This is a genomic window from Piscinibacter gummiphilus (assembly GCF_002116905.1).
GTDB lineage: Bacteria > Pseudomonadota > Gammaproteobacteria > Burkholderiales > Burkholderiaceae_C > Rhizobacter > Rhizobacter gummiphilus.
In genome coordinates this window covers 1,270,486-1,295,468 of record NZ_CP015118.1, presented here as the reverse complement: position 1 = coordinate 1,295,468, position 24,983 = coordinate 1,270,486, and the positions used below count along the sequence as shown (strand labels likewise).

19 protein-coding genes are annotated in these 24,983 nt (G+C 67.1%); 6 read left to right on the top strand and 13 right to left on the bottom strand.

The genetic code is table 11. From position 1 onward, the window contains the following. The first annotated feature begins 4 nt into the window (after positions 1-4). The 4 genes from A4W93_RS05860 (at position 5) to A4W93_RS05845 (ending at position 5,829) form a co-directional block, all read left to right on the top strand. The gene (locus tag A4W93_RS05860) at positions 5-496 is read left to right on the top strand and encodes a pilus assembly PilX family protein (protein WP_157782118.1); all 492 of its coding nucleotides are present in this window, start codon (positions 5-7) and stop codon (positions 494-496) included. A 64-nt stretch (positions 497-560) separates the two neighbouring features. Next, complete coding sequence (locus A4W93_RS05855) at positions 561-4,568, top strand: pilus assembly protein (protein ID WP_085749722.1); 4,008 nt, start codon at positions 561-563, stop codon at positions 4,566-4,568. A gap of 11 nt (positions 4,569-4,579) precedes the next feature. Continuing rightward, positions 4,580-5,071 (top strand): type IV pilin protein, encoded by a 492-nt coding sequence (locus A4W93_RS05850; RefSeq protein WP_348535663.1) that lies wholly within the window; start codon positions 4,580-4,582, stop codon positions 5,069-5,071. Between the two features lie 158 nt (positions 5,072-5,229). Continuing rightward, the gene (locus A4W93_RS05845; protein ID WP_157782117.1) at positions 5,230-5,829 is read left to right on the top strand and encodes an energy transducer TonB; all 600 of its coding nucleotides are present in this window, start codon (positions 5,230-5,232) and stop codon (positions 5,827-5,829) included. Positions 5,830-5,968: 139 nt separating this feature from the next. Here A4W93_RS05845 and A4W93_RS05840 read toward each other — a convergent pair whose 3' ends face one another. The 12 genes from A4W93_RS05840 to A4W93_RS05785 form a co-directional block, all read right to left on the bottom strand. Beyond that, the gene (locus A4W93_RS05840) at positions 5,969-7,447 is read right to left on the bottom strand and encodes a glutamate synthase subunit beta (protein ID WP_085749719.1); all 1,479 of its coding nucleotides are present in this window, start codon (positions 7,445-7,447) and stop codon (positions 5,969-5,971) included. A gap of 30 nt (positions 7,448-7,477) precedes the next feature. Then, on the bottom strand, positions 7,478-12,235 hold the full coding sequence (locus A4W93_RS05835; RefSeq protein WP_085749718.1) for a glutamate synthase-related protein: 4,758 nt from the start codon (positions 12,233-12,235) through the stop codon (positions 7,478-7,480). 131 nt (positions 12,236-12,366) lie between these two features. Further along, a complete protein-coding gene (locus A4W93_RS05830; RefSeq protein ID WP_085749717.1) occupies positions 12,367-13,056 on the bottom strand; it encodes a transposase in 690 nt (229 codons plus the stop codon). A gap of 10 nt (positions 13,057-13,066) precedes the next feature. Then, a complete protein-coding gene (locus A4W93_RS05825; RefSeq protein ID WP_085749716.1) occupies positions 13,067-14,197 on the bottom strand; it encodes a deoxyguanosinetriphosphate triphosphohydrolase in 1,131 nt (376 codons plus the stop codon). 17 nt (positions 14,198-14,214) lie between these two features. Beyond that, positions 14,215-15,309: a 3-dehydroquinate synthase gene (gene aroB / locus A4W93_RS05820; RefSeq protein WP_085749715.1), complete on the bottom strand. Its 1,095-nt coding sequence runs from the start codon at positions 15,307-15,309 to the stop codon at positions 14,215-14,217. Between the two features lie 48 nt (positions 15,310-15,357). Next, the gene (locus A4W93_RS05815) at positions 15,358-15,930 is read right to left on the bottom strand and encodes a shikimate kinase (protein ID WP_085749714.1); all 573 of its coding nucleotides are present in this window, start codon (positions 15,928-15,930) and stop codon (positions 15,358-15,360) included. A 72-nt stretch (positions 15,931-16,002) separates the two neighbouring features. After that, positions 16,003-16,398, bottom strand: coding sequence for a hypothetical protein (locus A4W93_RS05810; RefSeq protein WP_085749713.1), 396 nt, complete (start codon positions 16,396-16,398; stop codon positions 16,003-16,005). A gap of 74 nt (positions 16,399-16,472) precedes the next feature. Further along, positions 16,473-18,620 carry a type IV pilus secretin PilQ gene (gene pilQ, locus A4W93_RS05805; protein WP_237357705.1) on the bottom strand — a complete coding sequence of 716 codons (2,148 nt, stop codon included), beginning with the start codon at positions 18,618-18,620 and terminating at the stop codon, positions 16,473-16,475. 20 nt (positions 18,621-18,640) lie between these two features. Then, positions 18,641-19,186: a pilus assembly protein PilP gene (locus A4W93_RS05800; RefSeq protein ID WP_174694902.1), complete on the bottom strand. Its 546-nt coding sequence runs from the start codon at positions 19,184-19,186 to the stop codon at positions 18,641-18,643. Beyond that, a complete protein-coding gene (locus A4W93_RS05795) occupies positions 19,186-19,884 on the bottom strand; it encodes a type IV pilus inner membrane component PilO (RefSeq protein WP_085749711.1) in 699 nt (232 codons plus the stop codon). The genes A4W93_RS05800 and A4W93_RS05795 overlap by 1 nt, the downstream gene beginning before the upstream one ends. A gap of 13 nt (positions 19,885-19,897) precedes the next feature. After that, complete coding sequence (locus tag A4W93_RS05790; protein WP_085749710.1) at positions 19,898-20,533, bottom strand: PilN domain-containing protein; 636 nt, start codon at positions 20,531-20,533, stop codon at positions 19,898-19,900. Then, the gene (locus A4W93_RS05785; protein WP_237357704.1) at positions 20,530-21,567 is read right to left on the bottom strand and encodes a pilus assembly protein PilM; all 1,038 of its coding nucleotides are present in this window, start codon (positions 21,565-21,567) and stop codon (positions 20,530-20,532) included. Before A4W93_RS05785 ends, A4W93_RS05790 begins: the two co-directional genes overlap by 4 nt. A 331-nt stretch (positions 21,568-21,898) precedes the next feature. On the opposite strand from A4W93_RS05785, the gene A4W93_RS05780 reads away from it, so the two are divergent. Next, entirely contained in the window at positions 21,899-24,277 is a 2,379-nt protein-coding gene (locus A4W93_RS05780) for a penicillin-binding protein 1A (RefSeq protein WP_085749708.1), read from the top strand. 58 nt (positions 24,278-24,335) lie between these two features. On the opposite strand, the gene cyaY is transcribed toward A4W93_RS05780, so the two are convergent. Continuing rightward, on the bottom strand, positions 24,336-24,695 hold the full coding sequence (cyaY, locus tag A4W93_RS05775) for an iron donor protein CyaY (RefSeq protein WP_085749707.1): 360 nt from the start codon (positions 24,693-24,695) through the stop codon (positions 24,336-24,338). Positions 24,696-24,715: 20 nt separating this feature from the next. Between cyaY and A4W93_RS05770 the strand changes: the two genes are divergently transcribed. Then, positions 24,716-24,982, top strand: coding sequence for a lipoprotein (locus A4W93_RS05770; RefSeq protein ID WP_157131594.1), 267 nt, complete (start codon positions 24,716-24,718; stop codon positions 24,980-24,982). Position 24,983 lies beyond the last annotated feature (1 nt).

Below are 24,983 nucleotides of genomic sequence, written 5' to 3'. Positions count from 1 at the left end.
CCGAATGCCACGCATCCCCGCCCCTCGACGTGCCCCCCGCCCCAAGGCGCAACAGGGTGTCGTCCTGATCATCACGCTGATCGTCCTGATCCTGGTGACGGTGCTCAGCCTGGCGTCGATCCGCGCCACCACCACCGACGAGCGCATCGCCGGCAACGCCCGCGACCGCAACAAGGCCTTCCAGTCCGCCGAAGCAGTGGTGCTCCGATGCCTGGCCGCCGTGCGCAACAACACCTATGCCGGCGTCAAGCTCGATCCGGTCACGAGCGGCGACGAGAACTGGAAGGTGGAAGCGAACTGGGCCCCCGACAGCACCAACTCGGTCGCCGGGGCATTCACCGACGACGAACTGACCGACGCGGGCCTGAAGGAACAGCCCCGCTGCATGGTCGAGAAACTCAATGCCACCGGAACGAGCGTGCGGGTGACCGGCCGCGCCTCCGGCCTGTCGGCCGACAGCCGCGTGGTCCTGCAAGCCACCTTCTCCTCGGAGTGACGGCCCTCCCCCGCCGCGCCCGCAACTCCCTCCGAAAACGTATCCGCACGTGGAGCAACTTCCCATGACCACCTCCTACCGATTCACCGCCCGAAGGACCTTGTCATCGGTCCTGGCCGTCGCGATGCTGACCGAGGCCGTCACGCCCGCCTACGCCTTCGTCAACCAGCTGCCGGGCATCTACACCACGCCGCCCGAAGTGAACGTGATGTTCACGCTGGACGACTCGGGCTCGATGCGGTCGGACGCCATTCCGGACTATCGCCCCTACCCCACCAACACGTTCTGGGATGGCGTGCCGCGCACGGTCCGCAGCACCTACGGCCAGGAGAACACCAACACCATTCGGCACTACTGGCCGAACATGTGGGGCACCAACATCTCGGGCAACGCGTCCGACTACCTGTCGTACACCTACTACAAGAACGACGAGACCAACGAAGGCAAGGTGGGCCGCTACATGCGGTCGGCCGAGGGCAACCCGCTGTACTACAACCCCCGGGTGACGTACCTCGCCTGGCCCACGTACGCCAACGACAAGGTGCGGATGGGCAACGCCACGACCACGGCCGTGAGGATCAACGTCGACCGCCCCGACGGCGGCAACAACACGCTGGACATCACCGCGCAGCGCGGTTCGGGCAACAACAAGTACTGGCCGGCCACCTGGTACGTGTACAAGGGGAGCACCCCGCTGGCCTTCGGTTCACCCGCCGCGCAGACGAACAACATCGCCTCGAACTTCGACCGGTTCGAGATCACCACCACGTCGGCCGGCTTCAGGCGCTACGCCAGCCGCACCGACTGCACCGGTGCGATCTATGTTCCCACGGCCACATCTCCGGTCCAGACCGGGTGCACGCGGGACCAGGAACTCCAGAACTTCGCCAACTGGCTCCAGTACTACCGCAACCGCCGGCTGATGGCCAAGGGCGGGGTGTCGGCGGCCTTCGCGCTGCAGGGTGAGGCCCTGCGGGTGGGCTACGGCCAGATCAACACCGACGGCACGAAGGTCCGCGGCGTCGAGAAGTTCACCGGCACCTCGCGGCAAAGGTTCTTCGAACTGCTCTACACCAACGCCAGCGGCAACGGCGGCACGCCGCTGCGCGAGGCGCTGTACGACGTGGGCGAGTACTTCCGCCAGCCGGAGCCCTGGTACGACAACCCCCCCACCGTCAGCACGAACGAGTACAGCTGCCGCCGCAGCTTCCACATCCTGAGCACCGACGGCTTCTGGAACTCGGGCGCAGCCAGCGGTGACGCGGCGAACAACAACGACTCCTTCATGGCCGGCAACAGCCTGATGGAAACGCCGCCGAACCCCCGCAAGGAGAACATCCGGTACAAGTTCGGCGACGCCGAGCCGACGGATCCCAACGACGCGCTGGCGGGCCGGTTCACGGTGAAGCCGTTCACGGACGGGCGCGCCAACACCCTGTCCGACGTCGCGGCCTACTACTGGCGCACCGACCTGCGCGACACCTCGCCGAACCGTGTCGTGCCGTCGCAGCGCGACCCGGCCTTCTGGCAGCACGTCTCCACCTTCACGGTGGGCCTGGGCATCAGCGGCAGTGGCGACGTCACGGTCAGCGGATCGAAGGTCGTGCCGTCGAACAGCACCGCCACCTGGGCCCAACCGTTCCTGGGTCAGCCGTGGCTCTCGAGCCAGGAGCTCCGTGACCAGCTCATCGCCCAGAAGGTCAACGTGACCTGGACGGCCCCGAGCGACGACAACGCCGCCACGGGCGACGACCTGATCCACGCCTCGATGGTGGGACGCGGCCGCTACTTCTCCGCCAGCAACCCGACCGACCTCGCCAACGGCCTGGCCGCGGCCCTCGCGGAAGTGGCCGACCAGCCGCTCGACCTCGCCGCGGTGGCCACCGACTCGCCACGGGTCACGGCGAACGGCCGTGTCTACCAGAGCACGTTCAGTCCGGCCGGCTGGTACGGCCGCCTGTACTCCTTCCAGCAGGCCGCCGACGGCACGGTCAACAACAAGCCCACGTCCGGCAGCGCGGTCAACACCAGCCAGGTGTGGGAAGCGTCGAACAAGATGCCGGCTCACGCGGATCGCAAGATCTACACGGCCACCCGCCAGACCACGAACCCCGTCGTCGAGTTCAAGTGGGATGCCAAGACCGACGTCACCCAGCTCACGGCCGCGCAGAAGACGGCCCTCGGCAGCGCCGACGTGCTGAACTACCTGCGCGGCGACGCGTCGAAGGAGGTCCAGAACGGCGGCGGGATGCGCAACCGCGTGCGGTACCAGGTGGGCTCGGTGACTGGCGGCGTGCTGGGGGACATCGTCAACGGCTCGCCCATCAAGGGCCCGGACGCCGGCGGTGGCTACGAGTTCCTGCCCACCAGCCCGGCCCAGGCCAGCTACAAGGCATTCCGCTCGGGCACCAAGCTCGACACCATGCGCAAGACCATCTTCGTCGCGGCGAACGACGGCATGCTGCACGGCTTCAACACGGACACCGGCATCGAACGTTTCGCGTACGTGCCGGCGGCCGTCTACACCGTGCCCCGCTCCACGGTCGGGGGCCTGTCCGAGAACAAGCTCAACCTGCTGTCCGACAAGAACTACGAACACCGCTTCACCGTCGACGGACCGCCGAACGTGGCCGATGCCTACTACAACAACGACTGGCACACCGTGCTGGTGGGTTCGAACGGCGCCGGCGCACGCGGCATCTTCGCCATCGACGTGACCAACCCCGACCCGCTGAGCACGCCCGATTCCACCATCGGCCGCATGGGCGTGAGCAACTTCCTCTGGGAATACAGCGAGGCCGACGACAAGGACATGGGCTTCGTGCTGTCGTACCCTCACGTCGTCCGCCTGCGCAATGGTCAGTGGGCCGCCATCTTCGGCAATGGCTACGACAGCGAGAACGGACAGGCCAAGCTCTACATGATCGAGATCGGCACGCGCAAGGTGCACTCGTTCGCCGTGGGCGCCAAAGACAGCAGCAACGGCCTGAGCCAGCCGAACTTCATCGTGAACGCGCAGCGCGAGGTGATGGCCATCTACGCCGGCGACCTGAAGGGCAACCTCTGGAAGTTCGACGTCAGCTCCACCGACGAAACCCGTTGGGGTGTGGCATTCAACAACAACCCGCTGATCACGGTGACCAACGCTGCCGGCAACGTGCAGCCCATCGCCGTGATGCCCGAGATCGTCGAACACCCGAGCAAGGTGGGGGCCATGATCCTGTTCGGCACCGGCAAGCTCTTCGAGCCCAACGACACCACGGATGTGGACGCCAACAACGTCAACTCGAAGACCCAGTCCTTCTACGGCATCTGGGACAACAGCAACATCGGTGGCACCGAGGGCACGCGCGTCCAGCTGACCGCCACCAACCGCAACACCCTGCTGACCGGCACCCAGTCGCCCCTGTACACGGGCTCGCAACGCCTCTACGAAACCTCGCCCAACTCACCCGACTGGGCCCAGAACAAGCGCGGCTGGTACCTCGACCTCCGCACGAAGGGCGAGCGCGCCAACCTCACGCCGCAGGTCATCGAGAAGATGGTGATCATGGTGGCCAACCTCCCGAAGACGTCGGACCCGTGCGAGAACGGCGGCCAGTCGGCGATCTACTTCCTGGACCCCGTGACCGGCGGTCCGGCCCCGTACGCCCCCTTCGACTCGAACGGGGACGGCCAGATCAACACGAACGACACGGCCAACGTGCTCCTCAACGGCGGCGGCATCCTGAGCCAGCCCGTGGCGCAGCTGGTGTCCACCACGGCGAACACGCCGGTCAACAACGAGGTCACGTCGGCCCCCACGGACTTCGACCGTGGCCAGGTGTCCCGCCTGTCGGGTGGTGTGCAGATGGACAAGTCGCTCTCGGAGACCATCACGTGGGAGTGCGTGAACGGCCAACCGGTGATCTCCAACAAGCTGATCATCACCGCGGCACAGTCCGACACCTCGCTGATCAACCTGGGCCTGGGCTCCACCGGCAAGACCTGCCCGCCGGAGACCCCCGAGGAGCCTGAAGAACCGCCGCCGACCTCCAGCCCGGGCCGCATCTCGTGGCGTCAGCTCCAATGAATGAGGCTCCCGTGAACAAGCCGCATCACCCCCCCCTTCGCAGCCGGCCGACGCCTTCGGGCAAGGCCTCGGGCTTCACCCTGATCGAGGTGATGATCGTCGTCGCGATCATCGGCATCCTGGCGGCCATCGCCCTGCCCGCGTACAACGAGTACGTGGCGCGGGGGCGCCGGGCCGACGCCAAGGCAATCCTCGTGGAGGCCCACCAGTTCATGGAGCGGCAGTACACCATCAGCCGCAGCTACGCCACCGACGGGAACGGCCTGACCCTCACGGTCGCTGCCGTGCGGGCCGCCGTGAACTCGGACCGGCTTTCGCGGTTCTACACGCTGGAGTTCGAGAATGCCGACGGTCCGCTGACCTTCTCCGACACGAAGTTCTCGCTCGCGATGAAGCCGGCGGATCCGGGGCCGATGGCCCACGACGGCTGCGGCACCTTCCTGGTGGACCAGACCAGCAAACGCACGGTCACCGGGAGCAAGACCGGCTGTTGGGAGCGCTGAGCGGGGCGATGTCCGGCGGAGGATCCTCCATCCGGCCGGCTCGGGCCGCACGGTGGGCCGTGGCTTCTGCCACGGCCTTCGGTCTTCATGCTGCCGTGTTGTGGCCGCACGCGCCAGCGTCCGGCATGGCCACGCTCCCCGGACCCCGGACGATCCCGGTGCCCCCCACCGTGATCACGCGCACCGTGCCGGCTCCGTTGCCAGCGCCATCACCGGCACCGGCTGCCGAGGCGGCACAGGCCGAACTCGACGTCACCCCCCTCGACGAAACCCCGCCCCCCGCCGAGACTGAACCCGCGCCGGAACCGGAACCGCCTCCCGCGGAACCGGCGGCTTCGGCTGCGGACCCCGTGCCCGACCCCACGACACCCGCCCTGCCCTCGGTCGACCCCGCGCTGCCCACCGGCGACGGAGATGGCGACGGGCAACGGCCCGTGCCTTACGCGGAGCTCACGACCAAGCCGCGCCTGATCACGGACGTCCGCATCGTCATGCCCCCGGTCGCCACAGGGCTTGAGGCGCAGAGCGGCGTGATCGCCGTGTTCCTGGATCCGATGGGCACCGTGGTGGACGTGCAGTCGCGCACCGACACCCTGGCGGATGTTTTCCTGCAGGCGGCCCGCGAGGCCTTCATGGGCGCGAAGTTCACGCAACCGCTGGTGGGCGGGTTCCCGGTCCCCGCGGTGATGCAGTTCGAGATCCGCTTCGAACCCTCGGCGGCGCCCGTCCCGGGCGCGGGTTCGTCGCCCACTCCCTGAGCGGCGACACCTCGCTCCGCCGACGGTGGCGGCGAACCCCGGCGCCTCCGCGCCGGGCCTGCCGTGGATCCCGGCACTCACCGGAAGGCCACGGTGAGGGAAACGGGGCGTGCGCCCCGCCCTCCCTCGTGCGACGACCTCAGCGCGGCAGGTCGCTCACGCCCATCAGGAACTCGTCCACCGACCGCGCGGCCTGGCGGCCTTCGCGGATGGCGCGCACGACCAGCGACTGGCCGTAGCGGATGTCGCCGGCGGCGAACACCTTCGGCACGTTCGTGGCGTAGCCGCCCGTGAAGTCGGTGGACGCCTTGGCGTTGCCGCGGGCGTCCTTGTCGACACCGAACTGCTCCAGCACGCTGGCCACCGGGCTCACGAAGCCCATCGCCAGGAAGACCATGTCGGCATCCAGCGTCTGCTCGCTGCCGGCGACTTCGGTCATCTTGCCGTTGGCCCACTCGACGCGCACGGTCCTCAGGGCCTTCAGCTTGCCCTTCTCCTTGCCTTCGCCGCCGATGAACTCCTTCGTGGCGATGGCGAACTCGCGTTCGCAACCTTCCTCGTGGCTGGAGCTGGTGCGCAGCTTGAGCGGCCAGTACGGCCACACGAGCGGCTTGTTCTCCTGCTCCGGCGGCATCGGGGTCAGTTCGAACTGCGTGACGCTGGTGGCGCCCTGGCGGTTGCTGGTGCCCACGCAGTCGCTGCCGGTGTCGCCACCGCCGATCACGATGACCTTCTTGCCGTCGGCACGCAGTTGCGCCTTCAGCTTGTCGCCCGCGTTGATCTTGTTCTGCTGCGGCAGGAACTCCATCGCGAAGTACACGCCTTCGAGGTCGCGGCCCGGGATGGGCAGGTCGCGCGGCTGCTCGGCGCCACCGGCCAGCAGCACGGCGTCGAACTGCGCCTTGAGGTCGTCGGGGGAGACGGTCTCGCTGGCCCAGTTGGTGACCTTGCTGCCCTCGGGCAGCTTGCCCACCATCACGCTGGTGCGGAAGGTCACACCCTCGGCCTTCATCTGCTCGATGCGGCGATCGATGTGCGACTTCTCCATCTTGAAGTCGGGGATGCCGTAGCGCAGCAGGCCGCCGGCACGGTCGTTCTTCTCGAACACCGTGACGTCGTGGCCCACGCGGGCCAGTTGCTGGGCCGCGGCCAGACCGGCGGGGCCGGAGCCCACGACGGCGACCTTCTTGCCCGTCTTGAACTTCGCGGGACGCGGCTTGACCCAGCCCTCTTCCCACGCGCGGTCGATGATCGCGTGCTCGATGCTCTTGATGCCGACGGCGTCGTCGTTCACGTTCAGCGTGCAGGCCGCCTCGCACGGGGCGGGGCAGATGCGGCCGGTGAACTCGGGGAAGTTGTTCGTCGAGTGCAGCACCTCGATCGCGTTCTTCCAGTCGTTCCGGTAAACGAGGTCGTTGAAGTCCGGAATGATGTTGTTGACGGGGCAGCCGTTGTTGCAGAACGGCGTGCCGCAGTCCATGCAGCGGGCGCCCTGGACCTTCGCCTCGTCGGTCTTCAGGCCGATGACGAATTCCTTGTAGTTCTTGACGCGCTCCTGAACGGGGGCATAGCCCTCTTCAAGACGCTCGTACTCCATGAAGCCGGTGACTTTTCCCATGATGCTCGATGACTCCTGGCGTATTCGGGTTCAGGCCTTCGCGCGGCTCTTGCCGCCGGCGGGCTTGTCGGATGCTTTGGCCTTGGCGATGGTCTCGCCGGCCTGGCGGGCGGCGTGCATTTCGCCCAGGGCGCGCTTGTACTCGTTCGGGAAGACCTTGACGAACTTGCCGCGCGACTCCGACCAGCTGTCGAGGATCTCGCGGGCGCGCAGGCTGCCCGTCCAGCGGTGGTGGTCCTCGAGCAGCTTCTTCAGCGTGACCTCGTCGGCCTGGCCCAGGTGCCACGTGGCCTTGTCGCCGGTGGCTTCCTGCTCCTTGGCCGTCAGCACCTTGTCGAGGGAGACCATCGACGTGTTGCAGCGGCTGGCGAACTGGCCGTCTTCATCGAAGACATACGCGACACCGCCGCTCATGCCGGCGGCGAAGTTGCGGCCCGTCTTGCCCAGCACGGCCACCGTGCCGCCGGTCATGTACTCGCAACCGTGGTCGCCGGTGCCTTCCACCACCGCGGTGGCGCCCGACAGGCGCACCGCGAAGCGTTCGCCACCCACGCCGCGGAAGAACGCCTCACCGCTCGTGGCGCCGTAGAGCACGGTGTTGCCGACGATGATGTTGCGCGACGCGTCGCCGCGGAAGTCGATGCTCGGGCGCACGATCACGCGGCCACCCGACAGGCCCTTGCCCGTGTAGTCGTTCGCGTCACCGATCAGGTACAGCGTGATGCCCTTGGCCAGGAACGCGCCGAAGCTCTGTCCGCCGGTGCCTTCCAGCTGCATGAAGATGGTGTGGTCCGGCAGGCCCTCGGGGTGACGGCGCACCAGTTCGCCCGACAGCATGGCGCCCACCGTGCGGTTGACGTTGCGGGTCTCGGCGATGAACTGCACCTTCTCGCCGCGCTCGAGCGCGGGCAGGCACTTCTCGATCAGCTTGACGTCGAGGGCACGGTCGAGGCCGTGGTCCTGCGTGTCGACCTGGCGGCGGGCCACTTCCGCCGGCGCGTTCGGCAGGTGGAAGATGCGGCTGAAGTCGAGGCCCTTGGCCTTCCAGTGCGCGATGCCCTTGCGGGTGTCGAGCAGGTCGGCACGGCCCACGAGGTCGTCGAACTTGCGGATGCCGAGCTGCGCCATCAGCTGGCGGGCTTCCTCGGCGACGAAGAAGAAGTAGTTGACGACGTGTTCCGGGCGGCCCTGGAATTTCTGGCGCAGCACCGGATCCTGCGTGGCCACACCCACCGGGCAGGTGTTCAGGTGGCACTTGCGCATCATGATGCAGCCCTCGACCACCAGCGGCGCGGTGGCGAAGCCGAACTCGTCGGCGCCCAGCAGCGCGCCGATGACGACGTCACGGCCGGTCTTCATCTGGCCGTCGGCCTGCAGGCGGATGCGGCCGCGCAGGCGGTTCAGCACCAGGGTCTGCTGGGTCTCGGCCAGGCCCAGTTCCCACGGCGTGCCGGCGTGCTTGATGCTCGACCACGGCGACGCGCCCGTGCCGCCGTCATGGCCGGCGATCACGATGTGGTCGGCCTTGGCCTTCGCGACACCGGTGGCGATGGTGCCCACGCCCACTTCGGAGACGAGCTTGACGCTGATGTCCGCGCGCTTGTTCGCGTTCTTCAGGTCGTGGATCAGCTGCGCCAGGTCCTCGATGGAGTAGATGTCGTGGTGCGGCGGCGGGGAGATCAGGCCCACGCCCGGCACCGAGTAGCGCAGCTTGCCGATGTACTCGGACACCTTGCCGCCCGGCAGCTGGCCGCCTTCGCCCGGCTTCGCGCCCTGGGCCATCTTGATCTGGATCTGGTCGGCCGAAGACAGGTACTCGGCGGTGACACCGAAGCGACCCGACGCGACCTGCTTGATCTTCGAGCGCAGCGAGTCGCCAGCGTTGAGTTCGTAGTCGACCTGGACGTCGCCGCCCGGCATCAGCTCGCTCATCTTGGCGCCCTGCACGATGGGGATGCCCTTGAGCTCGTTGCGGTAGCGCGTGGCGTCCTCGCCGCCTTCACCGGTGTTCGACTTGCCGCCGATGCGGTTCATCGCGACGGCCAGCGTGGCGTGGGCTTCCGTGCTGATCGAGCCCAGCGACATGGCGCCGGTGGCGAAGCGCTTGACGATCTCGGCGGCCGACTCGACTTCGTCGAGCGGGATGGCCTTGGCCGGGTCGAACTTGAACTCGAACAGACCACGCAGCGTCAAGTGACGGCGCGACTGGTCGTTGATGATCTGCGCGTATTCCTTGTAGGTGTCGAACTTGTTCGAGCGCGTGCTGTGTTGCAGCTTCGCGATCGCGTCCGGCGTCCACATGTGTTCCTCGCCGCGCACGCGCCAGGCGTACTCGCCGCCGGCGTCGAGCATGCTTTCCAGCACCGGGTCGTCGCCGAAGGCGGCCTTGTGCATGCGCAGGGCTTCCTCGGCCACGTCGAACACGTCGATGCCGCCGACCTGGCTGGCCGTGCCGCGGAAGAACTTGTCGATCAGCGCCTTCTCGAGGCCGATGGCCTCGAACAGCTGCGCGCCGCAGTAGGACATGTACGTGGACACGCCCATCTTCGACATGATCTTCGACAGGCCCTTGCCGATCGCCTTCACGTAGTTGTAGATGGCCTTGTCGGCCGACAGGTCGCCCGGCAGTTCGGCGTGCATGCCCGCGAGGGTTTCCATCGCGAGGTACGGGTGCACGGCTTCCGCGCCGTAACCCGCGAGCACGGCGAAGTGGTGCACTTCGCGGGCCGAGCCCGTCTCGACCACGAGGCCGGCGGTGGTGCGCAGGCCCTCGCGCACGAGGTGCTGGTGCACGGCCGACAGCGCGAGCAGCGCGGGGATCGCGACGTTGTCGCGGTCCATGCGGCGGTCGGTGATGATCAGGATGTTGTGGCCGGCCTTGATGGCGTCCACCGATTCGGCGCACAGCGACGCGAGCTTCGCCTCGACACCCTCGTCACCCCAGGACAGCGGGTACGTGATGTTGAGTTCGTAGCTCTTGAACTTGCCGTACGTGTACTTCTCGATCTCGCGCAGGCGCTCCATGTCGGCGAAGTCGAGCACGGGCTGCGAGACCTCGAGCCGCATCGGCGGGTTCACCGCGTTGATGTCGAGCAGGTTGGGCTTCGGGCCGATGAACGAGACGAGCGACATCACCACCGCTTCGCGGATGGGGTCGATGGGCGGGTTCGTGACCTGGGCGAACAGCTGCTTGAAGTAGTTGTAGAGCGGCTTGTTCTTGTCCGACAGCACCGCGAGCGGCGAGTCGTTGCCCATCGAGCCCGTGCCTTCTTCGCCGGCCTGGGCCATCGGGCTCATCAGGAACTTGATGTCTTCCTGGGTGTAGCCGAAGGCCTGCTGGCGGTCGAGCAGGGATTCGCTGAACGGGCTGGCGGTGCCGGTGGCATCGATGGAGTCGAGGCGCACGCGCACGTTCTCGATCCACTGGCGGTACGGCTTGGCGAGGGCGAACTGGTTTTTCAGTTCCTCGTCCTCGATGATGCGGCCCTGTTCGAAGTCGATCAGGAACATCTTGCCCGGCTGCAGGCGCCACTTCTTGACGATCTTGTTCTCGGGGATCATCGGCAGCACGCCGGATTCCGAGGCCATCACGACGAGGTCGTCGTCGGTGACGATGTAGCGCGACGGACGCAGGCCGTTGCGGTCCAGCGTGGCGCCGATCTGGCGGCCGTCGGTGAACACCATCGAGGCCGGGCCGTCCCACGGCTCGAGCATGGCGGCGTGGTACTCGTAGAACGCGCGGCGGCGGTCGTCCATCGTCGCGTGCTGCTCCCAGGCTTCCGGGATCATCATCATCGCGGCGTGGGCCAGCGAGTAGCCGCTCATCGTGAGCAGCTCGAGCGCGTTGTCGAACGTGGCCGTGTCGGACTGGCCTTCGAAGCTGATGGGGTACAGCTTCGACAGGTCTTCACCCAGCACCGGCGACTTCATCACGCCTTCGCGGGCGCGCATCCAGTTGAAGTTGCCCTTGACCGTGTTGATCTCGCCGTTGTGGGCGACCATGCGGTACGGGTGGGCGAGCGGCCACTCGGGGAACGTGTTGGTGGAGAAGCGCTGGTGCACGAGGGCCAGGGCCGACGTGGCGCGCGGGTCCTGCAGGTCCTTGTAGTACTTGCCCACCTGGTCGGCGAGCAGCAGGCCCTTGTAGATGATGGTGCGGCAGCTCATGCTGGGCACGTAGTACTCGTGGCTGTGCGTCAGCTTCAGGCGCTGGATGGCGCTGGAGGCGGTCTTGCGGATGACGTACAGCTTGCGCTCGAGCGCGTCGGGCACGATCACGTCCGGGCCGCGGCCGATGAAGACCTGGCGGATGATCGGTTCCTTCTCGCGCACGGTGGGCGACATCGGCATGTCGCGGTCGACCGGCACGTCGCGCCAGCCCAGCAGCACCTGACCTTCGACCTTGATGGCGCGTTCGACGGCCTGCTCGCAGGCGAGGCGCGACGCGTGTTCCTTCGGCAGGAAGATCATGCCCACGCCGTACTCGCCCGGGGGCGGCAGCGTGACACCCTGGGCGGCCATCTCCTCGCGGTAGAACTCGTCGGGGATCTGGATCAGGATGCCGGCGCCGTCACCCATCAGCGCATCGGCGCCCACGGCGCCCCGGTGGTCGAGGTTCTCCAGGATCTTGAGGCCCTGCTCGACGATGCTGTGGGCCTTGTGGCCCTTGATGTGCGCCACGAAGCCGACGCCGCAGGCGTCGTGTTCGTTCGTGGGGTCGTAAAGGCCGTGTTCGGCGGCGGCCTGGCGTTCAGCGGCGGTGGCGGTGCCTGGGATGGCCTTGTTCATGGCGCACTCCATGTCGTAAAGAAGGGGATTGCCGAGGATACCGCAGGCACCCTCACCGTTCAATGCAAACAAATAGGGTCAGGCACCATTTAATTGTTGAACGTTTTGATCGCCAATTAAATGGGGACAGATTACTTCGCCTTCGGTGGCCGCCCTCGTTTCAGCGGCACGAGTCGCCGTTCGGTCTTGCCCGAGAGGTCGGCCACGAACGCCTCGGAACCCAGTGGCCAACCCGTGCGGACGGCGGACTCCAACCTTTCACGCGGCGCCTGTGCGAGACCCTCCTCCAGCAACCGCCGATAATTCACCTCACGGTCGAACGGCGTGTTGCCCAGGGCCCAGAACAGTGCGTGGTCGGTGACGAGCGAGTCCTGGCGGCGCCCGACATGGTGCCCGCGGCTGGACACCGGACCGCCCTCGGCCTGGGCCACACCCCCGTCCCAGTTGTGTTCGTCCTCGAGGTACCGCATCGCTTCTAGCAAGTGGCGTTCCGGCTCGATGATGGTCGCCCGGAAGCGTCCTTCCCAGAGCCCGCCCGAGCGCGCATGGCGCCGGTTGAAGGCACCGCCGTAGCGGCGGCCGAGCGTCTGCATCATCCGGCCGAGGGCTTCGGCCGTGCCGGGGGTGGCGAGCAGCCGAACCTGGTCGTCCATCAACGCGTAGGCATGCAGGGCGACCCCTTCCGACTTGGCCGCGTCGCCGAGCAGGTTGCGGAACAGGGTGCGGTCGGAGTCGTCGATGAACACGGGCTGCCCGTGGTGGCTGCGCTGCACGAGGAGGTGCGGCAGCCCCCCGACGCTCAGGCGAGGCAGGCGGGCCATGTCCCCGCCCTCAATCGAACAGGCGGCGCCCGGTCAGGCGCTCGTGTTCGCGCAGGGCGAAGCGGTCGGTCATGCCGGCGATGTAGTCGGCGATGCGGCGCGGTTCGCCGCCTTCGGCGTCGGTGCCGGCCGGCGGCGCGGCGAGGTACGCGGCGAACAGTTCGCGGATCACGTCCTTCGCCCGGCCGGTGGTGTCGACCACCTGCGGGTGCCGGTAGAGGTTCACGCGCAGGAAGCGCTTGAGCGCGACGCTTTCCTCGGCCATCTCCGGCGTGAAGGACACGAGCGGCGGGCACAGCCGGGCGGCGTCGGCACTGGCCGGGGTCGCCTGCTTCAGTGCATCGCCGGTGGCGCGCAGCACGTCGTACACCTGCTCCGAGAGCATGCGGCGGATGCTGTCGAACAGCAGGCGCCGGCCCTTCAGCGCGGGGTGCAGCGTCAGCGTCTCGCGCAGGAAGCGCTTGAACAGCGGCACCTCCTCGAGCTGCTCCAGCGTGACGAGCCCCGAGCGCACGCCGTCGTCGACGTCGTGGGCGTTGTAGGCGATCTCGTCGGCGAGGTTGCACAACTGGGCCTCGAGGCTCGGCTGCGTGCGGTCGAGGAAACGGCGCCCCACCCCGCCCGGCTCCTCGGCCTCGAGTTGCCGTGCATTCGCGGCGGAACAGTGCTTCAGGATGCCCTCACGCATCTCGAAGCACAGGTTCAGGCCGTCGTGCTCCGGGTAGCGCTCCTCGAGCGTGTCGACGACACGCAGGCTCTGCAGGTTGTGCTCGAAGCCGCCCGACGCCGGATCGGCGGCGAGGAGGCTTTCGTTCAGCGCGTCCTGCCCCGCATGGCCGAACGGCGTGTGGCCGAGGTCGTGCGCGAGCGCGATGCCTTCGACCAGGTCCTCGTTCAGGCCCAGCGTTCGGGCGATCGAGCGGCCCAGCTGCGCCACCTCCAGCGAGTGCGTGAGGCGGGTGCGGAACAGGTCACCTTCGTGGTTCAGGAACACCTGCGTCTTGTAGACGAGGCGGCGGAACGCGGTGCTGTGGACGATGCGGTCGCGGTCGCGCTGGAACTCGCTGCGCGTGGGCGCGGGCACCTCGGGATGGCGGCGACCGCGTGACTGTCCAGGGTGGCAGGCGTACGGTTGCAGCATGGCGCGCAGCTCCCGGGTCAGCCGGAGTGGGCGGCCAGCACGGCACGCACCATCTCGTCGGGCGCGGGCCGGACGCTCGCGCGGCCCGGTGCGTCGATGACGACGAAGCGGATCTCGCCGCCTTCGGACTTCTTGTCGACGCGCATCAGTTCGAGGTAGCGGTCGGCGCCGAGCGCCGGGCCGTGCACCGGCAGCTTCGCGCGTTCGATCAGGCGGGTGAGGCGGTCGGCATAGGCCGCGTCGATCAGGCCCAGGCGCACCGACAGGTCCGCAGCCATCACCATGCCACACCCCACGCCCTCGCCGTGCAGCCACTCGCCGTAGCCGAGGCCGGCCTCGATCGCGTGGCCGAAGGTGTGGCCGAAGTTCAGGATCGCGCGCAGGCCCGATTCGCGCTCGTCCTGGCCCACGACCCAGGCCTTGATCTCGCACGAGCGTTTCACGGCGTAGGCCAGCGCGGCCTTGTCCCGGGCCCACAGTGCGTCGAGGTTGTCCTCGAGCCAGCCGAGGAAGGCATCGTCGGCGATGGGGCCGTACTTGATGACCTCGGCGAGGCCCGCGGCCAGCTCGCGGTCGGGCAACGTGTCGAGTGTGTCGAGGTCGGCCAGCACACGCAGCGGCTGGTAGAACGCGCCCACCATGTTCTTGCCCAGAGGGTGGTTGATGGCGGTCTTGCCACCGACCGACGAATCCACCTGCGCGAGCAGCGTCGTGGGCACCTGCACGAAGGGCACGCCACGCATGTAGCAGGCGGCTGCGAAGCCGGTGATGTCACCCACCACGCCGCCGCCGAGTGCGAACAGCACGGTCTTGCGGTCGCACGCGGCGCCCAGCAGGTCATCGAAGATCAGGTTCAGCGAGGCCCAGTCCTTGTAGGCTTCGCCGTCCTTCAACGCGATCACCCGGACCTGGCCGTAGCGCGAGGCGATGCGATCCTTCAGCCGCTGCGCATACAGCGGGGCCACGGTCTCGTTCGTCACGATCACCGCGGTGGCGGCCTTCGGCAGGCCGTCGAAATGGCGATCGTCCGAGAGCAGGCCCGGGCCGATGAGGATGTCGTAGCTGCGGTCTGCCAGGTCGATGGCAACGGTCTGGAGGGAATCGGCGCTCATGCCCTGGAGTTTAACGGCCGCACGCGGGATGCCGGCGTGGCCCGCTGCTCAAGCGCCTTCGGGCGGCACGACGACCGACGATGGCACCGACGCCGGGTCGATCACGCCCGCCAGCTCGAGCTGCATCAGCAGCATGTTGACGAGCGACGGCACCGACGGCCGGCCCGTGTCGACCACGAAGTGCGCCACCTCGCGATACAGCGGATCGCGTTCGCCATACATGTCGCGCAAGCGCCCGAGCGGATCCTTCACCTGCAGCAACGGTCGCTGGGTGTCGTGGCGCAGGCGTCGGAACAGTTCGTCGGGAGTGGAGCGCAGGTAGATCACCTGGCAGCCGGCGCGGAGGTTCTTGCGGTTCAACTCGCGCAGCACCGCACCGCCGCCCGTGGCCAGCACGGTGGCCTGGTCGCCACAATGGTCGGCGATGACCGCGCTTTCGATGTCGCGGAAGGCAGCTTCACCTTCCCGCTCGAAGAAGCTGCGGATGGAGCAGCCGATGCGCTGCTCGATCACCGTGTCGCTGTCGATGAAGGTTCGCTTGAGGCGCTTCGCGAGTTGGCGCCCCACAGTGGATTTGCCCCCGCCAGGCAAGCCGACGAGGGCGATGTTTTGATCGGTCATCACGAAGTGTTGCCCGCCCCGGGCGGGCGTTCCGCAGCGCCTCCATCCTACCGGATGGCGCGCACCCGAAGATCAGGATTCGGCGACCGAGTTCGTGATGGTCACGGTGACGACATCGTTCAGCGCATCGATGACGGTGAGCGTGGCCGGGTTGAAGCAGGCCCCAGTCAGTTCGATGGTGAACTGGTCGCCCTGTTTCTCGACCTTGTTCGGATGCGGGATCAGGCTTCCGTCGGACGACTTGATCTGGTACGGACCGGCACCGCCCATCACCGTGAACTTGGCCCGGCCCGTGTTGTCCACGGCACAAGTCGTCGAGCCCGCGGGGGCCGTGATGTCCAGCTTGTTCGGCAACACGGAGAACTCCGTCGGGCTGCCAGCTTCGGCGTCGTCACCGCCACCGCACGATGCCAGCAGGACGATGGCAACCGCAGCGGCGGCCGTCTTGAAGGGAGTGCTGATGTTCATCGGTTCACCTGTCTTGTGTTCTCAGAGGTCGAAGGGGCGCCTCTGACGCCCCCCGCAATGGTTCGGTAGTTCGTTCAGCGCGCGGCCGAACGGTCATTGATCACCTTCGGCGTGATGAACACGAGCAGTTCGGTCTTCGCGGTCGAACGGCTGCGCGTCTTGAACAGGTTGCCGAGGTAGGGAATATCACCCAGGAAAGGCACCTTCGTCACGTTGTCCTGCTCCGTCTGCGTGAAGATGCCGCCGATCACGACCGTGCCGCCGTTCTCGACGAGCACCTGCGTGCGCACGTGTTTCGTGTCGATGGCGAAGCCGGCCGAGGTGTTGCGGCCCACGCTGTCCTTGTTCACGTCGACGTCCAGGATCACGTTGCCTTCCGGGGTGATCTGCGGCGTCACCTCGAGCTTCAGGTTGGCCTTGCGGAACTGCAGCGCGGTGGCGCCGCTGGAGGTGGCCGTCTGGTACGGCAGTTCCTCGCCCTGCTCGATCAGCGCCTTGACCTGGTCGGCGGTGACGACACGCGGGCTCGACACGATGCGTCCCTTGCCGTCGGCCTCGAGGGCGGACAGTTCGAGGTTCAGGAAGCGGTTGGCGCCAGCACTGAACAGCGACACGGCGAACGTGGACGCGCTGTAGTTGTTCAGACCCACGGCCGGCAGGTTCACGAACTGCGAGTCGGCGTAGTTCACGTTGGTGACGTTGGTCTGGCCTGTCTGGGCCGCGATGGCGTTCGAGTTGCCGCCGATGGTGGCGTAGTTGCTGCCGCCGACGTTGTAGCCCGGGATGCCGCCGTTGAGGCCGCGCAGGTCGGTGGCCCCGAGGCGCACGCCGAGGTTGCGGCCGAACGAGTCACCGGCTTCGACGATGCGCGCTTCGATCAGCACCTGGCGCACCGGGATGTCGATCTTCGCGATCATGGCCTGGATCTCTTCGAGCTTCGACGGCGTGTCGGAGACGAACAGCTGGTTGGTGCGGCTCTCGGCGATCACGCTGCCACGCGGGGACAGGATGCGGTTGGTGTTGCTGCCACCCACGGCGCCCGTCGTACCGACCAGGCCCTTCGCGACCTCTTCGGACTTCGTGTAGTTGAGCTGGAACGCCTGGGTGCGCAGCGGTTCGAGCTGGGCCACCTGAGCCTTGGCTTCGAGTTCCACACGTTCCTTCGTGGCCAGCTCGTCCTTCGGGGCGATGAGGATCACGTTGCCCGACTTGCGCAGCCCGAGGCCCTTGGCCTGCAGGATGATGTCGAGGGCCTGGTCCCAGGGGACGTCCTTCAGGCGCAGCGTGACGTTGCCGGTCACGGTGTCGCTCGTGACGACGTTGAAGTTGGTGAAGTCGGCGATGACCTGCAGCAGCGCGCGCACTTCGATGTTCTGGAAGTTCAGCGACAGCTTCTCACCCGTGTAGCCCGGGCCCTGCACCAGCTTGTTCGGGTCGACCTTCTGCGGACGCACTTCCAGCACGAACTGGTTGTCGGTCTGGTAGGCGCTGTGTTCCCAGGCACCGCGGGGCTCGACGACCATGCGCACGCGGTCACCGCTCTGGAAGGTGGACACGGCGTTCACCGGCGTTCCGAAGTCGGTCACGTCGAGGCGGCGGCGCAGCGGCTCGGGCAGCGTGGAGCGCAGGAATTCGACCACGAGGGTCTGGCCCTGCTGGCGGATGTCGACACCCACCTGGTTGTTCGCCAGGTCGACCACGACACGGCCGCTGCCGTCCGGACCGCGGCGGAAGTCGATGTTCTTCAGCGCGAGCTGGCTCTGGTTCAGGTTCTCGGCGAAACGCACGGTTTCGCTGGACGAGGCCGGCGCCGTGGCCGCAGCCGTGCCGGCGACGGCCGGGCCGTCGACGAACACCAGCAGCGCCTTGCCCTGGATCTGGGCACGGTAGTTCGCGGGTTGCTTCAGGTTGAGCACCAGGCGCGTGCGTTCACCGCCCTGCGCGATGTTGACCGAGCGGACGTTGCCCTGGTTCACCTCGACGGAGGACTTGCCGATGGCGTTGGTGACACCGGGCAGGTCGAGTGCGATGCGCGGCGGCGTCTGCACGGTGAAGCCCGCCGGCACCGCCGGCAGCGCTTCGGACAGCTCGATGCGAACGACTTCCGATCCGCCTTGTTGGGTCGTGTTGATCGACTGGATGGTCGTCTGGGCCCAGGCCGCGAGCGGCGCCCCGAAGAACAACACGAGGGCCGCTGCGCGGACCCGCCACTGACTGATCATCTGATTCTCCTGCATGCTCTTCATCGCGCCTTCTCCTGAAGCTGGAGGGAGCTGATGCGCTCGATCCATTCACCTGCCGCGTCTTGAACGATTTCCCGATAGGCGATGTCGGTTTCGGTGATCGAACGGATCTTTCCGTAGTTCTGCCCGATGTAGTCGCCGATCTTCACCTGGTAAAGCAGCTTGTCGACCTGGAGCAACGCCTGCGGGCGGCCGCCCTTCGTGACGCTGCCGACCATTCGCATGCTGTCGACCGGGTAGGCCTCGAGCGGCTCCTTGCGGCGGTTGATCTCGCCCGCCAGCAGCGAATTCACCTGCCTGGCTTCCTGCTTGACCGCCACGGTGAGCTTCTGGTTGCTGAACGGCTCGACGGCGTTGGACGCCAGGTACGGTTGCGGGTCGAACTTCTTCGGCGGCGACAGCGGCGTGACGTTCGGCTTCACCTCGCGGTGCTGCTGGTCCATCCATTGCTGCAGTTCATCCTGCGAAGCGCTGCAGGCCGTGAGCGCCGCCAGCGAAGTCAGCGTCGCCATGACGAGGGCGAGGCCTCGCAAGGGGGTGGGCATCATTTCTTCGCTCCCGGCTTCTTCGCCGACTTCTCGGCGGCCTTCTTCATCGCCTGGATTTCCTCGGCGTCGAGATAGCGGTACGTCCGCGCGGTGGCTTCCATGATCAGGTTGCCGCTCGCGTCCCTGGGGGGCGTGGTGAGCACGAGGTTGTGCAGCGTGACGATGCGCGAGAGGTTCGACACATCGGCCGCAAACGACCCGATGTCGTGGTACCGGCCGGACACCTTCACCGCGATCGGCAGTTCGGCGTAGTAGTCCTTGACCACCACCTGGCCGGGACGGAACAACTCGAACTGGAGGCCACGGCCCAGGCCGGCCTGGTTGATGTCGGACAGCAGGGCGTCCATTTCGGCCTTGCCCGGCAGCTGCTTCTCGAGCTGGGTCACGTATTCCTCGACCTGCAGCTTCTGCTTGCGCAGTTCCTCGAGGTTCACGGCCTGGGCCAGCTTGTTGCGGTAGTCCTGCTTGAGCGCCGGTTCACGGAGGCGTTCAGCCTCGAGCTCGTCGTCGGCGGTGGAGATCACCGAGAACCAGCCCAGCGCGACGATCGCGACGGCGATGGCGATCCAGGCGACGAACTTGGGCAGCAGGGGCCACTGGCCCGGCTCGTTCGGATTCAGCCCGCGGAACTGCGAGGCAGCAGCCCCGAAGACCGAGTTCAGGTCGATGTTGGCGGATTTCGCTTTCGTTGCCATGGCGTCTCTGGGGTCAGGGCTTCGTGGCGGGCTTGACCGGGCTGGCGGGCGCGCTGGCCGCCGACGCTGCCGAATCGGGTCCTGCAGCCTGGGGCCGTTTGATGCTCACGCGCATCGAGAAATCGAACATCCGGCGCTGGTCGCGGTTGGACGCGTTGGCGCCGATCGCCTTGATCTCGACCAGCTCGGGCCGGGTCAACCACTCGCTGTTGTTGCCGGTGTTGCGCAGCAACTCGGACACACGCTCGTTCGTCTGGGCGATGCCGGTCAGCACCAGCACCTGGCCGTTCTGGCGGACAGCGGTGTAGTAGATGCCTTCGGGCGTCTGCTTGACGAGTTCGTTGAGCACGTGGACAGGAATGTTGCGGTCGGTCTGCAGGTCTTCGACCGCTTTCTGCCGCGCCTTGAGGTTGTCGATCTCGGCGCGAAGCGTCGCGATGTCCTTGATCTGGACTTCGAGCTTGCGGATTTCCGCCTGCAGGAACCCGTTGCGTTGCTGCTGGGACGAGATCATCTGCTGCAGGACGAGATACCACATCGCCGCGATGACCACCCCGACGGCCGCCGCCAGGCCGAGGCCCAGGAAGAAGGCTGCCTTGCGCCGCTTGCGCTTTTCCTCCCGGTGCGGGAGCAGGTTGATCAAGATCACAGCAGGAACCTCCGCATGGCCAGTCCGCACGCCGTGAGATAGGACGGAGCCTCCCGACGCAGCTTGCTTTCACGCACCGCGGAGCCGAGCTTCATGCTCTCGAAGGGGTTGACCACCATCGAGGCGAAGCCGGTCAGCTCGGTGACCCGGTCCTTCAGGCCCGGCAGCGTGGCGGTGCCGCCCGCCAGCATCACGTAGTGCACCTTGTGGTGCGGGGTGCTGGTGAAGAAATACTGGAGCGCCCGGCCGATTTCCTGCGAGAGGCTGTCGACGAAGGGGGCCAGGATGGACGATTCGTAGTCTTCGGGCAGTTCGGCCGACAGCTTCTTCTGCTCGGCTTCCTCATACGAGAACCCGTACTGCCGAGAGATGAGCTGCGTGAGCTGCGAGCCGCCGAAGGCCTGGTCGCGGTCGTACAGCATCTCGTCGTCGCGCAGGACCTTGAGGCTGGTGGTGTCCGCGCCGATCTCGAACAGGGCCACGAGCGCATCCTTGCCCTCGTTGGGCAGAGACTCGATCAGGCGGCCCATGGCGAGGCGCGAGGCGTGGGATTCGATGTCGAGGACGACGGGCTTGAGGCCGGCGGCCTCGGCCAGACCCTGACGGTCCTGGACGCGGTCCTTGCGCGATGCGGCGATCAGCACCTCGACGTCACCGACGGACGTGGGGCTCGGGCCGATCACGGAAAAGTCGAGGCTCACTTCGTCGAGCGAGAACGGGATGTACTGGTTCGCCTCGGATTCGACCTGGAGTTCCAGCTCTTCCTCGCGGAGCCCGGCCGGCAGCATGATCTTCTTGGTGATCACGGCGGACTGGGGCATGGCCAGCACGACCTGCTTGGTCTTGGTGCCGCTCTTGGACACCACTCGGCGCACGGCCTCGGCCACTTCGTCGAACTTCTCGATCTGGCCGTCGGTGATCCAGCCCTTCTCGAAGCTCTCGGAGGCAAAGCGCTCAAGCACGTAATCGCCGGAGGCGGTCTGGCCGAGCTCGACCAGCTTGACGCTGGAAGAGCTGATGTCCAGCCCGATCATGGCCGGGTGCTTGCGGCCTAACAACATGTCTAGGAAGCTCACGAGGCCATCTCCCAGGGCGCAAAAAACCAGCGCTGGATTGTTAAGAAGTTACTTCAATGCTAGCAGTAAACCCTTTGTGCAACAAAGAAATTTCCTTTTCTTGCATCTCAGGATCGTTGTGAAGTTCACACGCTGAAAGCGGTCAAAAAATGTCACATGACGGCCGTTCAGCGAAGCGATGCGGGTTGTCCCGGACAGGCTGCGCTCACAGCCTGTTAAGCAGTTCACACTCTGCGGCTGCCATCAGGGAGGGGCTTCTTATAATCACCGCGACTTTTGTTGGAGTTTCATGAGCGAATCCAAGCGCGCGACCGAGAACAACGCCACGTCTTCCTCCCGTCCGACCCATTCTCGGACGCCACGCTGGGTTCGCTGGGTCGGAAAAGCAGTCCTTTGGTGTGCCGGTTCCGCGGTTGCAGGCGCGTTCGCCGTGCTGCTGCTGGGCGGCGTGGCCCTGGCGGTCGCCTACCCGCACCTTCCCCAGATCAGTGGCCTGGTGGACTACCGCCCCAAGCTGCCCATGCGCATCTACTCGGCCGACAACGTCCTGCTGGGCGAGTTCGGCGAGGAGCGCCGCAACTTCACCCCGATCGACCAGGTCCCGAAGGTCATGAAGGACGCCGTGCTCGCCATCGAGGACGCGCGCTTCTATGAACACAGCGGCGTCGACTACAAGGGCGTGCTGCGGGCCGGCCTCGCCCACCTGAGCGACGCGCGGAGCCAGGGCGCCTCCACCATCACGATGCAGGTGGCCCGCAACTTCTACCTGTCCACCGAGAAGACGTTCACCCGCAAGATCTACGAGGTGCTGCTGGCGCTCAAGATCGAGACGCAGCTCACGAAGGACCAGATCCTCGAGGTCTACATGAACCAGATCTTCCTGGGCCAGCGCGCGTACGGATTCGCGGCGGCCAGCGAGATCTACTTCGGCAAGCCCCTGCAGCAGATCACCGTGGCCGAGGCCGCGATGCTGGCCGGCCTGCCCAAGGCGCCGTCGAGCTACAACCCGATCGCCAACCCGCGCCGCGCCACCATCCGGCAGCAGTACATCATCGACCGCATGCTCGAGAACGGCTTCATCACCGCCGAGGAGCACGACGCCGCGCGCAAGCAGCCGCTGCGCTACCGCCAGCCCGCCGAGGTGCCGGTGCATGCGGAGTACGTGGCCGAGGCCACCCGCCAGATGCTGTATTCGCAGTATGGCGACGAGGCCTACAGCCGCGGCCTGAACGTCCACCTGACCATCGAGGCGGGCGAGCAGAGCGTCGCCTACCGCTCGCTGCGCAAGGGCATCCTCGACTACGAGCGCCGCCAGCACTACCGCGGACCGGAGGCCTACATCGACCTGCCGGCCGACGCGAAGGACATCGACACCCGCGTCGCCGAGGCCCTGGTCGACCACCCGGACAACGACGAGCTGCGCGCCGGCGTCGCCCTGGAGGCCGGCCCGCGCAAGGTGGTCGCCATGCTGCAGAACGGCGAGACCGTGACGGTCACCGGCGACGGCCTGAAGCCGGTCACCTCGGGGCTGTCCGACAAGGCCGGCCCGAAGACGCGCATCCGCCCCGGCGCGGTGATCCGCCTCGTCAAGCTGCCGAAGGGCGACTGGGCGGTCACGCAGTTGCCCGAGGTCGAGGGCGCCTTCGTCGCACTGGACCCGCGCACGGGCGCCGTCCGGGCGCTGGTGGGCGGCTTCGACTATGCGAAGAACAAGTTCAACCACGTGACGCAGGCCTGGCGCCAGCCGGGTTCGAGCTTCAAGCCGTTCATCTACTCGGCCTCGCTCGAGAAGGGCTTCACCCCGGCCACGGTGATCAACGACGCGCCGCTGTTCTTCAACGCGGGGTCCACCGGCAGCCAGCCGTGGGAGCCGAAGAACTACGACGGCACGTTCGACGGCCCGATGTCGATGCGCCGGGGCCTGGCGAAGTCGAAGAACATGATCTCGATCCGCATCCTGCAGTCCATCACCCCGGCCTACGCGCAGGACTGGGTCACGCGGTTCGGCTTCGAGGCCGACAAGCACCCCGCCTACCTGACCATGGCGCTGGGTGCCGGGTCGGTCACGCCCATGCAGATGGCCAGCGCCTACGGCGTGTTCGCGAACGGAGGCTACCGCCTGAACCCGTACCTGATCAGCAAGGTGACCGACTCGAAGGGCAAGGTGCTCACCGAGGCGAAGCCGCAGCCGCTCGACGACTCCACCCGCACCATCGACGCCCGCAATGCGTTCGTGATGTCCAGCCTGCTGCAGGAAGTCACCCGCTCCGGCACGGCGGCCCGCGCGCAGGGCACGCTGAAGCGCCCCGACATCTACGGCAAGACCGGCACCACCAACGACGCGCTCGACGCGTGGTTCGTCGGCTACCAGAAGACGATCGTGGCAGCCGTGTGGATCGGCTACGACACACCGCGCAAGCTGGGCGCCCGCGAAACGGGCGGCGGCCTCGCGTTGCCGGTCTGGATCGACTTCATGGCCACCACGCTCAAGGGCGTGCCCGTCGAGGAACCCTCGGCGCCGGGCGGCCTCGTGAACCAGGGCGGCGAGTGGTACTACGAGGAGTACACCCACGGCTCGGGCGTCAGCAGCCTCGGTCTCGACGACAAGCTGCCGGCAGCACCCAGCGAGGAAGAGAAGAAGGGCATCCTCGACCTGTTCAAGAACTGAGCGGGTCGGCGCGGCGGATGCGGGCCGTCACGGCCCGCCGCCCCTTCGAATCCGCCGCTCAGCGCGGCGGCTTGAACTGCAGCGGCACCCCGGCCTGCTCGCTTGCACAGGCCGACAGGGCCTCGAACAGCTCGCGGCCGGTGCGGTCGAGCCAGCGGCCCGACACGTGCTTGTAGTGGAAGCCACCCGACCGGGCCGCCAGCCACAGTTCGTGCAGCGGCGGCTGCGTGTTCAGCACGAGGTGGCTGCCGTTGGGCAGCTTGAGCTCGAGCAGCCCGCCGGTGCGGTGCGCGTCGATGTCCACCACGTCATCCTCCAGCCATTGGTCGACCGTGCTTTCGATGGACGCCAGCACCTCGCCGGTGAGGGTGTGGAACTCGGCATCGGTGAGCGGCGTGGGAACGAGGTCAGCGGTCATGGCCCGGTAGAATTCACTGCATGTTGCAACAGCATTCCAGTGTACCGGCCCGCCTGCTCGCGGCGTTGCGAAAGGGCCCATTGCCGGTGATGGCGCTGGCGCTCGTGCTCGGCTCCGTCGCCGCGTGCGGCCAGAAGGGCCCGCTGAGCCTGCGCGAGGGTCAGCAGCTGCAGCGCCCGCCGGTGCGTCCCGTCACGTCGCCGGCCGCGCCGCCCGCCCTCTCCCCCACCGATTCCCCGGCCGTGGCCCCGCCGCCCCCGCTCCTCACGGCGTCCGCGCCGCAATGAC